The 14,284-nt window shown below is 69.9% G+C and carries 11 protein-coding genes; 3 read left to right on the top strand and 8 right to left on the bottom strand.

The features are described 5' to 3' along the window. Positions 1–34: 34 nt before the first annotated feature. Positions 35–550, bottom strand: a complete 516-nt coding sequence (locus tag IE263_RS41155) for a DUF6912 family protein (RefSeq protein ID WP_189943226.1) — start codon at positions 548–550, stop codon at positions 35–37. 337 nt (positions 551–887) lie between these two features. Here IE263_RS41155 and IE263_RS41160 point away from each other — a divergent pair, with 337 nt between their 5' ends. Beyond that, the gene (locus IE263_RS41160) at positions 888–1,508 is read left to right on the top strand and encodes an Rv3235 family protein (RefSeq protein ID WP_189943227.1); all 621 of its coding nucleotides are present in this window, start codon (positions 888–890) and stop codon (positions 1,506–1,508) included. An 84-nt stretch (positions 1,509–1,592) separates the two neighbouring features. Here IE263_RS41160 and secA read toward each other — a convergent pair whose 3' ends face one another. Beyond that, on the bottom strand, positions 1,593–4,439 hold the full coding sequence (secA, locus tag IE263_RS41165; protein WP_189943228.1) for a preprotein translocase subunit SecA: 2,847 nt from the start codon (positions 4,437–4,439) through the stop codon (positions 1,593–1,595). Positions 4,440–4,721: 282 nt separating this feature from the next. Here secA and IE263_RS41170 point away from each other — a divergent pair, with 282 nt between their 5' ends. Next, positions 4,722–5,306, top strand: a complete 585-nt coding sequence (locus IE263_RS41170) for a GNAT family N-acetyltransferase (protein WP_189943229.1) — start codon at positions 4,722–4,724, stop codon at positions 5,304–5,306. Between the two features lie 102 nt (positions 5,307–5,408). After that, positions 5,409–6,578 carry a winged helix-turn-helix domain-containing protein gene (locus IE263_RS41175; RefSeq protein WP_189943230.1) on the top strand — a complete coding sequence of 390 codons (1,170 nt, stop codon included), beginning with the start codon at positions 5,409–5,411 and terminating at the stop codon, positions 6,576–6,578. A gap of 69 nt (positions 6,579–6,647) precedes the next feature. Here the strand turns inward: IE263_RS41175 and IE263_RS41180 are convergent, their stop codons facing one another. From IE263_RS41180 to mtrA, 6 genes are all read right to left on the bottom strand, one after another. Further along, positions 6,648–7,394 (bottom strand): response regulator, encoded by a 747-nt coding sequence (locus tag IE263_RS41180; RefSeq protein ID WP_189943231.1) that lies wholly within the window; start codon positions 7,392–7,394, stop codon positions 6,648–6,650. Between the two features lie 209 nt (positions 7,395–7,603). After that, positions 7,604–8,296, bottom strand: a complete 693-nt coding sequence (gene hpf / locus IE263_RS41185; RefSeq protein WP_229911450.1) for a ribosome hibernation-promoting factor, HPF/YfiA family — start codon at positions 8,294–8,296, stop codon at positions 7,604–7,606. A 314-nt stretch (positions 8,297–8,610) separates the two neighbouring features. Beyond that, on the bottom strand, positions 8,611–9,507 hold the full coding sequence (locus tag IE263_RS41190) for a ComF family protein (RefSeq protein WP_189943232.1): 897 nt from the start codon (positions 9,505–9,507) through the stop codon (positions 8,611–8,613). Positions 9,508–9,661: 154 nt separating this feature from the next. Then, positions 9,662–11,494 (bottom strand): LpqB family beta-propeller domain-containing protein, encoded by a 1,833-nt coding sequence (locus IE263_RS41195; protein ID WP_189943233.1) that lies wholly within the window; start codon positions 11,492–11,494, stop codon positions 9,662–9,664. Next, entirely contained in the window at positions 11,484–13,535 is a 2,052-nt protein-coding gene (gene mtrB, locus IE263_RS41200; protein WP_189943234.1) for an MtrAB system histidine kinase MtrB, read from the bottom strand. The genes IE263_RS41195 and mtrB overlap by 11 nt, the downstream gene beginning before the upstream one ends. Before the next feature lies 1 nt (position 13,536). Next, the gene (gene mtrA, locus IE263_RS41205; RefSeq protein WP_015659998.1) at positions 13,537–14,226 is read right to left on the bottom strand and encodes a two-component system response regulator MtrA; all 690 of its coding nucleotides are present in this window, start codon (positions 14,224–14,226) and stop codon (positions 13,537–13,539) included. Between the last annotated feature and the right edge of the window lie 58 nt (positions 14,227–14,284).

Here is a 14,284-nt window from a genome sequence, read left to right on the forward strand (position 1 = left end):
CGGCGCATCGGCCCCGGTGTCGCCGGCGACGGCCTCAGTCCCCGGACCCCACCAGGTTGGGGATCTCCTGCGTGGCGAACCACAGCAGCTCATGGTCCTCGGCGCCGTCCACCACGAACTGCGCGTCGTCGTCCCCGGCGTCCGCCGCCGCGAGCGCCTCGGCCGCGGCGGCCACGTCCGCCTCCGCGTCACCGGCGTCGACATGCACCGCCGCGGCCTTGGCCAGCGGTACGGCCCGGGCGACCCGCACCTCGCCGAGCGCCGCGGGGTCGAGCCCCCGGTCGGGGTCGGCCGCGGCCGCGCCGTCGGGTACGTCGACGGCGACCACGACCCGCCGGCGCGGCGCACCGGGGTCGGCCGCCAGCAGCCGCAGCGAGGCGAGCGCGGCCCGGCTGAGGGCGGCGTACTCCAGTTCCTCGATGTCGTCGGAGAGGTACCACTCGCGCAGGGCGGGCGTGACGGCGTACGCGACGAGCGGCCCGGACCCCAGCTCCCCCGTTTTGTGCACCTCGGCGAGACCGGGGAGGGTCAGGGGGACGTAGACGCGCATGGTGGGCCGCTCTTTCCTGATCGGAGGCTCCGTTCGGTGCCCCGGGGAGGGCAGGGTCCCGCGCCTCCCGGAGGGCTTCAGGATACGTGCGGGAGTCCCCTTTCGGGTCCCCGCCCGCACCCCGGAAAGCGTCAGCCCCAGGCCTCGGAACTCACCCCGCGCACCCCGCCTTCCCGCGCTTTTCCCGCCGCCGACCACCCTGATAGGTGAATCCCGCCGGACCGCCACCGCGACCGTCCGCTTCCTTGCCGTCACGGACCGCGTCCCCGTACAAGATCAGCACCGCAAGTTACCGCCCGGTAGAGACGCCGACCGGGCCCAGCGAACGGGGACACCCATGAACAAGGTCATGACGAGGGCCCAGCACACCCACGGCACCCGCCCACCGGGCCGCCGCGACACCCGCCGCCCCGCCGGCGCCCCACCCCGCACCCCGGGCGGCAGCTCCCGCACGACACCCACCGGCGGCCGCCCACCGGGTTCACCCGGCAACTCCTCCCGCACCCGCCCCACCGACAACCGCCCCACGACCGTCCCCGCCCTCCCCTCACCGCCCCGCACGCCCGACCCCGCCCCCACCCCACGCAGCCCCCTCGCCCAGCCCCCGCAGCCCCAGCCCCGCCCCACCGACCTCTTCGCCGACCGCCTCCTCGCCGTCCTCAGCGGCCAACGCCCCGTCCACTCCATGCTCCGCCACACCGTCGGCCGCGCCTACGACGACCTCGCGCACCTCGCCGAACGCGGCCCCCTGCGCACCGCCCACGGCACCCGCCCGGTCGTCCGCGACATCGGCTACTACGTCCCCCGCCCCGGCGCGATCGAGGCCTTCGCCCGCATCGGCGCCGGCGACCGCCTGCGCGCGATGGCCTTCCGCCTGGAACGCGGCCCCGACCGCCGCTGGCGCTGCACGGCCGTCGAACTCGGCGGCCCCCGCAGGCCCCGGACCACCGACGACTGACCCGGCAACACCGAAGGGCCGGGCCACCCTCAGGTGACCCGGCCCTCAAGCCCTGCAGACCCTTACTTCTGCCGCTGCCTGCGGCTACTTCTTACGACGCCGCCCGGCCTTCGCCTGCTTGCGCCGCTCCGCGCGCGTGAGACCGTCGGCCTCGGAACGAACCGGCTCGTCGTCGCCGACGAAGTCCCCCTCGATGGTGCCGCCCTCACCGTCCACGGTCGGCGCCGAGAAGTGCAGGTTCCGCCGCTGCGGAACGTCCAGCCCCTTGGCACGGATCTCCGGACGCCCGCCCGCCTGCGCCGGCACCGCGTCCTGCTTCTCCATGTCGACCGGCGACGCGGCGGCCTCGACCGGGACCTCCTCGACCTGCTGCTCGACCTGGACCTCCAGGTTGAACAGGTAGCCGACGGACTCCTCCTTGATGCCGTCCATCATCGCGGTGAACATGTCGAAGCCCTCACGCTGGTACTCCACCAGCGGGTCCTTCTGCGCCATCGCGCGCAGACCGATGCCCTCCTGGAGGTAGTCCATCTCGTAGAGGTGCTCACGCCACTTGCGGTCCAGCACCGACAGCACGACCCGCCGCTCCAGCTCACGCATGATCTCGGAGCCGAGCTGCGCCTCACGCGCCTCGTACTGCTCGTGGATGTCGTCCTTGATGGACTCGGCGATGAACTCAGCCGTCAGACCGGCCCGGTCACCGGCCGCCTCCTCCAGCTCGTCGACGGTGATCTTCACCGGGTAGAGCTGCTTGAACGCCCCCCACAGACGGTCCAGGTCCCAGTCCTCCGCGAAGCCCTCGGCGGTCTCGGCGGCGACGTACGCGTCGATCGTGTCGTCCATGAAGTGCTGGATCTGCTCCTGCAGGTCCTCGCCCTCCAGGACACGGCGCCGCTCACCGTAGATGACCTCACGCTGACGGTTGAGGACCTCGTCGTACTTCAGGACGTTCTTACGCGTCTCGAAGTTCTGCTGCTCGACCTGCGACTGGGCGGACGCGATCGCGCGCGTGACCATCTTGTTCTCGATCGGCACATCGTCCGGCACGTTCGCCATGGACATCACACGCTCGACCATCTGCGCCTTGAACAGCCGCATCAGATCGTCACCGAGGGACAGATAGAACCGCGACTCGCCCGGGTCGCCCTGACGGCCGGAACGACCACGCAGCTGGTTGTCGATACGACGCGACTCGTGCCGCTCGGTACCCAGCACGTACAGGCCGCCGAGCTCCTCGACCTCTTCCTTCTCCGCCTTGACGGCCTGCTCGGCCTTCTCCAGGGCGGCAGGCAGGGCGTGCGCCCACTCCTCGATGTGCTCCTCCGGGTCGAGGCCGCGCTGACGCAGCTCCGCCTCGGCGAGGTCCTCAGGGTTGCCGCCGAGCTTGATGTCCGTACCACGACCCGCCATGTTCGTGGCCACGGTCACCGCGCCCTTGCGGCCGGCCTGGGCGACGATCTGCGCCTCACGCTCGTGGTGCTTGGCGTTCAGCACCTCGTGCTGGATGCCCCGCTTGCTGAGCTGCTGCGACAGGTACTCGGACTTCTCGACCGACGTCGTGCCGACGAGGATCGGCTGACCCTTCTCGTGCTTCTCGGCGATGTCGTCGACGACCGCCTCGAACTTCGCGACCTCGGTGCGGTAGATCAGGTCCGACTGGTCCTTACGGATCATCGGCTTGTTCGTCGGGATCGGCACCACACCGAGCTTGTAGATCTGGTGGAACTCGGCGGCCTCGGTCATCGCCGTACCGGTCATGCCGGACAGGCCGGGGACTTCCTTGCCGTCGTGGTCCTGGCGCTTGTAGAGGCGGAAGAAGTTCTGAAGGGTGATCGTGGCGAGCGTCTGGTTCTCGTCCTTGATGTCCACCCCTTCCTTCGCCTCGATCGCCTGGTGCATGCCCTCGTTGTAACGACGGCCGGCGAGGATACGGCCCGTGTGCTCGTCGACGATCATGACCTCGCCGTCGATGACGACGTAGTCCTTGTCCTTCTTGAAGAGCTCCTTCGCCTTGATGGCGTTGTTCAGGTAGCCCACCAGCGGCGTGTTCACCGACTCGTACAGGTTGTCGATGCCCAGCCAGTCCTCGACCTTGGAGACACCGGCCTCGTGGATGGCGACCGTGCGCTTCTTCTCGTCGACGTCGTAGTCGCCGGTCTCCTCGAGGCCCTTGAGGGGGTTGCCCGCCTCGCCCTTCTTCAGGCGCGTGACCAGCTTGGCGAAGTCGCCGTACCACTTGGTGGCCTGGTCGGCCGGACCGGAGATGATCAGCGGCGTACGGGCCTCGTCGACGAGGATGGAGTCGACCTCGTCGACGATGGCGAAGTTGTGGCCGCGCTGGACGAGTTCGTCCTTGGACCACGCCATGTTGTCGCGCAGGTAGTCGAAGCCGAACTCGTTGTTCGTGCCGTACGTGATGTCGCACGCATACTGCTCGCGTCGCTGGGCCGGCGTCATGTTGGCGAGGATGCAGCCGACATTCAGGCCAAGGAACCTGTGGACGCGGCCCATCATCTCGGAGTCGCGCTCGGCCAGGTAGTCGTTGACCGTGATCAGGTGGACGCCCTTGCCGGACAGCGCGTTCAGATATGCGGGCAGCGTGCCGACGAGCGTCTTGCCCTCACCGGTCTTCATCTCGGCCACGTAGCCGAGGTGGAGCGCCGCGCCGCCCATGATCTGGACGTCGTAGTGCCGCTGGCCGAGGACGCGCTTGGCCGCCTCACGCACCGTGGCGAACGCCTCCGGAAGCAGGTCGTCGAGGCTCTCACCATCGGCGTACCGCTGCTTGTACTCATCGGTGAGGGCCCGCAGCTCGGCGTCGGAGAGGTCGACGAAGTCCTCTTCGATGGAGTTGACCTGGTCCGCGATGCGGTGCAGCTTGCGCAGGATCTTGCCTTCGCCTGCACGCATGATCTTCGAGAGGACGGACACGGGGGTTGGTCTCCTTGCCGGTCGGGCCTGGGACGGTCGGTTTCCATTTGACTTACTGAGCAACGGCCATCGTATGCGAGGACACCACCACGCCGGGAGGCCTGGCACGACGAGGACCGCACTCAGCCGCGCACGGCTTGGAATTTCCTTCTTCACAGAGGACAACGGCCGGGCCGCGCGGATGGTGCCGGATCCGGCAAACGAATTGCGCGAAGTGTGATCACCCGCTCACACACCGCGAAAACATGGCGCCCGCGCGACGCCCCCGCACAGAATCAGCCGATGCAGCCCGTCACCCTCACCACCGACCGCCTCGTCCTGCGCCCGGTCGGCCCGCACGACACCGACGCGGTCCACGCCGCCGCCCAGGACCCCGACATCCAGCGCTGGACCACCATCCCCTCCCCCTACCTCCCCGAACACGCCCGCAACTTCACCGAACAACTGGCCCCGGAAGGCTGGGCCAACGGCTCGATGTTCACCTTCGGCGTGTTCCTCCCCGACCACACCCTCACCGGCGTGCTCAGCCTCACGATGCGCTCCCTGGGCACCGCCGAGGTCGGCTTCTGGGCCACCAAGGAACACCGCGGCCACGGCTACACCACCGAGGCCACCCTCACCGCCTCCCGCTGGGCCTTCACCGACCTCGCCGTCGACCGCGTCGAATGGCGCGCCGAAGTAGGCAACACCGCCTCCCTCGCCGTGGCACAGAACGCCGGCTTCACCCTGGAAGGCACGCTGCGCTCCGCGATCAACAACAAGGGCGTACGCCGAGACTGCTGGGTGGCCTCCCTCCTCCCCTCAGACCTGGGCCTGCCCTCAGCGGCCCCGTACCTGCCGGCACCGGCGGGCCCGGCCGGCGCGTGAGCGAGGCACGATGAGATCAGCCCGCCCGGGCCACCCCCTCCGGTGGAGTTCGAGGACGAGACCCGGAGCCCACTGTCAGCCCCACCCCCTATCGTGCGGACCATGACGACCCCGCGCCCCGCACAGCTCTCCGCAGACGAAGCCCGCCGCATCGCCCTACGGGCACAAGGCTTCCTCGGCGCCCCCAACCGCAGAGCCGGCGTCCGCGGCGTCCTGCGCCACCTCGGCGCCGTCCAACTCGACACCATCTCCGTCCTCGCCCGCTCCCACGAACTCATCGCCTACGCCCGCCTGGGCGCCATAGGCCGCAAGACCATCGAGAACGCCTACTGGAAAGACACCCACGCCTTCGAGTACTGGTCCCACGCCGCCTGCATCCTCCCCATCGAGGAATGGCCCCACTTCGCCTTCCGCCGCCGCGCCTACCGCAACCGCCCCCACTGGAACCACCCCCTCCCCGACGGCACCTACGACCAGGTCATCAAGCAACTCCGCACCGAAGGCCCCCTCACCGCCACCGAGTTGGGCGGCGCGAAGAAGACCAGCGAATGGTGGGACTGGTCCGGCACCAAGGTCGCCGTGGAGCGCGCCCTGATGTACGGCGAGGTGGTCTGCGTCGAACGCCGCGGCTGGAAACGCGTCTACGACCTCGCCGAACGCGCCGTCCCCGCCGACCTCCTGCACGACGAACTGGACGACACCGAATGCCTGCGCCGCCTGGTCCGCCTGGCCGGCCAGTCCCTCGGCGTCGGCACCCGCGCGGACATAGCCGACTACCACCGCCTCAAGGGCGAACAGGTCGACGCGGTGATCGCCGACTCGGGCCTGGTCCCCGTCACCGTCGAAGGCTGGGGCAAGCCGGCCTGGGCCGACCCGGCCGCCCTGGAGACAGCGCCCCGCGGCCGCCACCGCACCACACTCCTGTCCCCCTTCGACTCCCTCGTCTGGGAACGGGCCCGCACCGAGCGCATCTTCGGCTTCACCCACCGCCTGGAGGCGTACGTCCCCAAACCGAAGCGGGTCCACGGCTACTTCGCCATGCCGGTGCTGGCCGGCGGACGACTCGTCGCCCGCGTCGACCCCGCCCGCGAGGGCCGCACCCTCGTCGCCAAACAGGTCACCCTGGACAACGCGAAGGCCGTCCCGGCGGTGGCACAGGCCCTCATCGAGGCGGCTACCTGGGTCGACTGCACGGACGTACGCGTCGAACGCGTGGACGCCCCGGAACTGCGCGAACCTCTCACGACGGAACTCGCCCGCACCCTCGCCTGACCGGCACCAGGCCACTGGGGCCGCTGGGCCGCTGGGCCGCTGGGCCGCTGGGCCGCTGGGCCACCGGAACTACCGGATCTCGAGGATCTTCTCCCGCATCGCGTACACCACCGCCTCCATCCTGGAGTGCAGCTGCAACTTCTCCAGGATGTTGCGCACATGGTTCTTCACGGTGTTCTCGGAGATGAACAGCTCCTTGGCGATGTCCCGATTGTTCATCCCCGTCGCGACAAGCTTGAGCACTTCCAGCTCACGGTCCGTCAACCGCGGCGCCGGAACGAGCCGGCGCTCGTCGGTTCGCTGGATCATCGACTTGAACTCGGTGAGCAGTTTCGACGCCATGGACGGACTGATCTGCGACTGCCCGTCGGCCACCGCGCGAATGGCCGTCGCGACCTCGTCCGTGGAGATCTCCTTCAGGAGATATCCCGTCGCACCCGCCTTGATCGCCTCATAGAGATCGGCTTCCTCATCACTGATCGTCAACATGATGATCTTCGCGCTCGGAGCCACCTCCTTGATGGACGTGCACGCCTCGATCCCACCGCGCTTGGGCATCCGTACATCCATCAGCACGATGTCCGGCAGCAGATCGGCCGCCTTTTCCACGGCCTCGGCACCGTCGCCCGCCTCACCCACGACCTGGATGTCCTCCTCGGCCGCGAGCACGATTTCCAGTCCGCGACGGAACAAGGCGTGGTCGTCCACCACAAGGACTCTGATCGGCTCCTTGCGGGGAGTGCCCGCATCCGGGCCCATGCCGACGACGCCGTCGTCGGCATCCCCGTCATGCAACGGTCCGAAGCTGTCCGCCATCGTTCCTCCCCCTGAAGGCTGCGGCCGTGGTCCTGTGCCATCGCCAACGCAAGGCAACGGCCCACCGATTGAGCCGTTGCTCGCCATGATTCCATGCCCGGACGGCAACGCGGTGACAGAGCGGTGCGCGAAGGGGTCGCACACGGATGCCCCTGGGGGCGCACAAGCGCTCCAGGGGCACCTGCCGAGCTGCCACGGGCCGGGTCGGGTCAGCCGCCCAGCGCGCCGCCCGCCTCGGGCGAGTGCGCGTGTGTGACCATCGTGTCCGTCCTGAGATGGATCACGCCGTAGTCGTAGGCGTGCCGCCGGTAGACGACGCTGGGTTCCTTCGTCTCGGAGTCGACGAAGAGGTAGAAGTCGTGCCCGACCAGTTCCATCTCGTAGAGGGCCTGGTCAAGGGTCATCGGGGCGGCGACGTGGGTCTTCTCGCGCACCACGAGGGGACCGTCGCCCTGCACCTCCAGCGAGCCGATCCTCTTGGTGGGCACGCTGTCCGACTCCTCGGCCGGGACGGCGTGGCCGTTGCCGTTGAGTGTCGCGACGCCCGGGACGTGGTCGGGGACCTCCGCTGCCGTAAGTCGGCGTGCGCCGCGTCGCGTGTAACGCTTGTCGTGCTGCTTGCGCAGCTGGGCGTCCAGCTTCTCCGCCGCCATGTCGAGTGCCGCGTACGGGTCGCTGGCCGCTGCCTCCGCCCGGATCACCGGACCACGCGAGCGGAGCGTGATCTCCACTCGGTCGCTCCGGTCGGCCTGTCGGGGGTTGGGCTCCTTGGACACCTCGACGTCGAGGCTGATCACCTTGCCATCGAGCTTCTGGATCTTCTCCAGCTTCAGCTTCTCGGCCACGTGCTTGCGGAACCGCTCGGGCACCTCGGTCTTGCGGCCCTTGACGACGATGTCCACGCAGAACTCCGTTCCCGGATCGCTCCGCATCAGCGGCGGAGCATCTCCCTTTTGCACCAGGTTCCGGTGAGCACCGGAACCTCGGACTCGGTGACTTCCACCTCCTCCTCCCCCATGGACAAGATCTCCACCCAGGTGCTGCGGGTGATTGCCGAAAACCGCAGCACGGCATTCGGAATTGAGAGGTGTGGCCTGCGGCTTTCCCTCACAACCGAACATATCTCGCCCGGACGGATGTCGTCACCCTCTACTGCGGCGTACCTCCGTTCAGGTGAAATGGCCTTCTCATTACCTGCAACGACTCAAGATCCCCCTCAGTTCCGGTTTATTTCGAAAGAGTCCGGCGGCGCTGCGACGACGGCCGCGCACACCACGTCACCGCCGGCAGCCACGCCCACCGGCCCGGCCGGCACCCGGCCCGCACCTCCCTCCCGCGCTCCGGATCGACGTACCCCTCTGCCTTCCCGAGTGACGCCCCCGTACACAGCCGCCGCGCCTTCATCACGTTCCGTCCACATGACATCACCGGCCGCCCGCCACTCGGCCGCCACCGCCGCCCGCACGGCCCGCGCCGCCTCCGCGAGAGACGCACCCGTCGTGACGAGGTCGTCGACGAGTACCACCGAACCGCCGCACAGCACCCGCGCGCCCCCGGGCACCACCGTCAGCGCGCCCACCAGGTTCTCCAGCCGCTGCCGGGAGTTGAGCCCCGACTGATCGGCCACCACCCGCCGCTGCCGCAACACCGCGGCCACCCGCACCGACGCCCCCGCCCTGCGCAACTCACCGGCGGCCGCGAGAGCGATACGACGGGCGGGATCGTGGCCGCGGGCTCGGACGGCTTGGGGGGCGGAGGGTACGGGGACGAGAAGTACGTGTCCGGGGGGTGGGGGCCCCTCCCCCTCCCCCCACCCCAGCCCCACCCACACTGCCCCCGCCAACGCCGCCCCCAACGGTCGCGCCAGCGCCAGCGCCCCGCGTTCCTTGTGGGCCAGCAGCACGGCCCGTACCTCGTCCGCGTACCGGGCCGCCGCGTGCACGGCGGGCAGCCCGGGCGGCTCGGGCAGCGGCCGCACCCGGCGAGGCGCGGTCCCGCCGAGCGCGGCGCGGCACGCGGGGCAGAGCACCGTACGGGCCCGTCCGCAGCCTCCGCACTCGGCCGGCAGCACCAGGCCGGTGAGCTCCTGCCACCACCGCCGAACGCCTTCCACGCCGACCACTGTGCCCGCACGGGCAGTGACCGGCCACCCCTGTGGAAAACTGCCTGTGGATAACTCGGCGACTCCGGCAGGAGGCAGGTCAGCCCCGGAGAACGAGCAGGTCAGCCCCCGAGAACGAGCAGATCAACGCGGCAGAAGAGGCAGGTCACCCCGGGTAGAACGCGACCGAGGCGGCCTCCTTCAACGTCCGCCACCCGCTCCCCCCGGGCAGCCACAGCAGCCCGTCCTTGGAGGTTGCGAAGAGCGGGGCTTCGCTGTCCTCGGAGGCGGCGATGCTGGTCACCTCGGTGAGGCCGGGCAGAGTTCCCGTCTCGGGGATGGAGCCGTCGCACTGCACGTACTGCACCTGCTCGACTCCGCCGGCCTCGCGGCCGACGACGACGAGCCGGCTGTCCCCGGCCCAGGACACGGCCGTGACCCGCTCCAGGTCAGGGGTCGCGGAGCGCAGTTCCTGGACGGAGACGGTGGGCCGTTCTGCGCTCTTGTCCCGTTCGATCCGTCCGATGAGCAGGGACTGCTTGCCGCCCTTGTCCACGACGAGCGCGATCCGTACGCCGTCGGCGGCCACCCGTACGGCGTTGATCCGCCCGTCCAGCCCCGGGGTGCGGACTTCCAGGGGCTGGCCGCCGCCCTTCTCCAGAAGGAGCAGCCGAGGCGCGGCAGGGTCGCGGTCGGCGATCCACAGGTCGCCCTGGGCGTCCCAGCTGGGTGTGGTGAGCCGGTCGGCCTCGGTCTGGCCCTTGCTCTGCAGGACCGGTTGGGGGAGGGCGCCGCTCGTGACGGTCGAGGTGACGTAGAGGGCCTTGCCGTCGAGGGCGACTCCGGCGGCGCTGTTCTCGTCACGGGCCACGGCCACGGAGCGCAGTGCCTTGCTGCCGTCGCCGAGCGCTCCCGGTACGGGTTCGGGGCTGGCGCTGTTGCCGCCGCTGTTGGTCATCCGGACGAGCCGGTGGCGGCCGTCGATGAAGTACAGGTGGTCGGGGCTCATCTCCGCGCCGCGTTCGGCCACGGCCGTGGACCGGTCGTCGCTGAGGACGCACAGTTGTCTGCCGCCCGCTCGCAGCTCGATCTCGTCGACTGTCGGGGTGAGGCTCTGCAGCGTGAACAGCAGCTGGGCGGCCATTTCGTCGCACTTGCCGTGGCCGATGCGTGCCGCTTTGTCGTTGAGCGGCACGGTGAGCTTGTTCTGGTCGTCGGGGGTGAGCGAGGTGACGCCCTTGGTCAGCGCCGTGCCGGTGGGGAAGCTGGATCTGACGACGGGCCGCAGCCAGCTGGTGGGTCCGTTGAGCAGGGAGCGCACCATCTGGGTCATGGGGTCGACGCGTTCACGCACGTAGACGGGGTCGGCGACGGCCATGGGCTGCCCGGAGCCGGCGGAGGTGGTGTCGGAGGCGAAGTAGTACTTGTTGACGGACATGTAGTTGCGCTGGAAGTCCGACTTGCCCATGACGACGCCTTGGGGCAGCGCGTCGATGCGCCACTGTGCGGTCTTCTTGTCGCGGGTGAGGTGCACGGTCTGGCTGTAGTTGCCGGAGGCCGGCGCGTACGACTGCTGGGTGTCGACGGTGGCGACCTTCGTGCCGGTCAGGGTGAAGGTGAGGTCGTCGCCCTCCTCCCGGCCGCCGGACCGGCCGGGAGCGGTGACCGGCCCGTCGGCGAGGACCGTGGTGGACCGCTCCGGCTCCCATCTCTGGGCGGCGCGGGTGGTCAGGTACTGCCGCGCCGTCGAGTAGCGCGGGTCGTCGCTGGTCAGCGCTTCGAGGAAGCCCTGGACGATCTCGGAGGGCAGTGCGTCGTCCCGGGGCGGCATCGCGAACACCCGCACCTGAGTGTCCTGGCGCGTGGTGGACTCGACGCCCCGCAGATCCCCGCTGTCGGGCATGGAGGCGCATCCTGCCAGCAGTACGACGCCGCAGGCGGCGTACGCCGCCGTGCGCCCCGGCGTGCGCCGGTGGCTCCTCGGGCGGTCAGCGCCCACGAAATGCCTCCCCTTGCTCGTCCGGGCCGTCGGATCCCGTGTCCGTCGTCCGGTCCGGTATCTCGCCGCGTGCCGTCCTTGTGGCGGGCGGGTCGTCCTGCGGGCGTGCGCCGGAGGAGGGCCGGGGCACGACGCGTGCGCCGTTGCCGGGCAGCGCCGTGGGGTCGGCCGTGGGGGCGACGGTGGCCAGCCGGGGCGTGAGCGGGGCCCGCTGTTCCCGGGCGGGCTGCACCGGCACGGTGGCGCTCTTCTCGCCTCCTCCGCGCGGTAGGCCGGCGTCGTTGAGTCCGCGGTTGCGGCGTGAGTCCTTGGGTTCCAGGGGTATCGGCGAACCCCGTAGCGGTTCGTCGGCCGTCCTGGGCAGGGTCAGCCGGAACTGTGAGCCGCCGCCCGGTTCGCCCCAGGCCTGGAGCCAGCCGCCGTGCAGCCGCGCGTCCTCCAGGGCGATGGACAGCCCCAGTCCGGTGCCGCCCGTGGTACGCGCGCGTGCCGGGTCGGCCCGCCAGAAGCGGCTGAACACGCGGGTGGCCTCGCCCGGTTTGAGTCCGACGCCGTAGTCGCGTACCGCGACGGCGACCGCGCCGCCGGCCGCGGCGAGTTTGACGATGACGTCCTTGCCTTCGCCGTGCTCGACGGCGTTGACGACGAGGTTGCGCAGGACGCGTTCCACCCGGCGTGCGTCGGCCTCGGCGACCACGGGCTGCTGGTCGCCGAGGACACGTATGGTCGTGCCCTTGCGCTCGGCGAGCGGCGCGGCCCCGCTGACGACGCGGCGCACGACCTCCCGCAGGTCGATCGGTTCGGCCTCGAGGGCGGCGGCTCCGGCGTCGAAGCGGCTGATCTCCAGCAGGTCGGCGAGCAGCGATTCGAAGCGGTCGAGCTGGTCGGCGAGTAGTTCCGCCGACCGTGCGGTCACCGGGTCGAAGTCCTCGCGTGCCTCGTGGATGACGTCGGCGGCCATGCGGACGGTCGTCAGCGGTGTCCGCAGTTCGTGTGACACGTCGGACACGAACCGTCGCTGCATCCGGGACAGGTCCTCCAGCTGGTTGATCTTCAGCTGGAGGTTCTGCGCCATCTTGTTGAAGGCCTCGCCGAGCCGCGCGATGTCGTCCTCGCCGGTGACCTTCATCCGTTCCTGCAGGCGTCCGGCGGACAGCCGCTCGGCGATCCCGGCGGCCATCCGCACGGGCGTGACGACCTGCCGCACCACGAGCCACGCGATGGCTCCGAGGAGTACGACGACGAAGAGCCCGGCGGTCGCGAGGGTGCCCTTGACCAGGCTGAGGGACTTCTCCTCCTGGGTGAGCGGGAAGAGGTAGTACAGCTCGTAGGGGTCGTCGTTGGGGTCGTTGACCTGCTTGCCGATGACGAGGGCCGGCTGGGACTCCTTGTCCTTGAAGTAGACGATGCGGGTGTAGCTCTGAGCGGCGCCGGTGTTGGTGTTGACACGGGTGCGCAGGGCTTGGGGGATGCTCTTGTCGGGGTTGACGTCGCCGGAGGCGCGCGGGCCGCGCCCGCCGCCGGGGGGCAGGGTCACGACGTCGAAGGCGCCCTGGCCGCCGCTGGAGAGCGACGACACGAGCTCGCTCATCCATTGGATGACGTTCTGCGAGGAGCCGCCGTCCACCGTGGTCCCGTCGCCGGCGGCCGCGCCGGCCGCCTCGTCGGCTTTCTGCTGGGCGACGGCGAATCCGCCGGTGGCCTGGCTCTGGGAGGCCTTGACCTTGGCGTCGAGCAGCCCGTTGCGCACCTGTCCGATGACGACGAAGCCCAGCAGCAGGACGACGCCCAGCGACATCAGCAGGGTCGTCGCGACGACCTTGAGCTGGATGTTGCGCCGCCACAGCCGCATGAGGGGCAGCAGCGGCCGGCGCACCCAGCGCAGCAGCAACCTCAGGACGGGGCTGTTGTGGATTCCGCCGTGCAGCAACCCGCCGTCGAAAAGGTGCCCGAGGCGCGAACCCGCCGACTTCCGGCCGACAGGCCGCCCCGCGCCGGCCCCGGACCGGCCGGGCGCCGAAGCGGCACTGTCTCCCGACATGTCAGCTGGGCCCTGCCTTGTATCCGACGCCACGAACCGTCACCACGATCTCCGGCCGCTCCGGGTCCTTCTCGACCTTGGACCGCAGCCGCTGTACGTGCACGTTGACCAGACGGGTGTCGGCCGCGTGCCGGTAGCCCCACACCTGTTCCAGCAGCACCTCGCGCGTGAACACCTGCCACGGCTTGCGCGCCAGCGCGACCAGCAGGTCGAACTCCAGCGGTGTCAGCGCGATCGACTGCCCGTCCCGCTTCACGGAGTGACCGGCCACGTCGATGACGAGGTCACCGATGGCGAGCTGCTCCGGCGCGGGCTCCTCCGACCTCCGCAGTCGCGCCCGGATGCGGGCCACCAGTTCCTTCGGCTTGAACGGCTTCACGATGTAGTCGTCGGCGCCCGACTCCAGCCCCACGACGACATCGACGGTGTCGCTCTTGGCCGTGAGCATCACGATCGGCACCCCGGACTCCGCCCTGATCAGACGGCACACCTCGATACCGTCCCGCCCGGGCAGCATCAGGTCCAGCAGCACCAGGTCGGGTTTGGTCTCACGGAAAGCGGCCAGCGCCTTGTCGCCGTCGGCTACGAAAGACGGCTCAAAACCTTCACCACGCAGCACAATGCCGAGCATCTCGGCCAGTGCGGTGTCGTCGTCGACGACAAGGACTCGTCCCTTCATAAACGACATCATCCCATTCTCATAACGGTGAAGGTGGCGCAGGTGAGCAGGGTCACCGGCCAGTGACCAT

Source organism: Streptomyces aurantiogriseus, from assembly GCF_014649375.1.
Classification (GTDB): Bacteria; Actinomycetota; Actinomycetes; order Streptomycetales; family Streptomycetaceae; genus Streptomyces; species Streptomyces aurantiogriseus.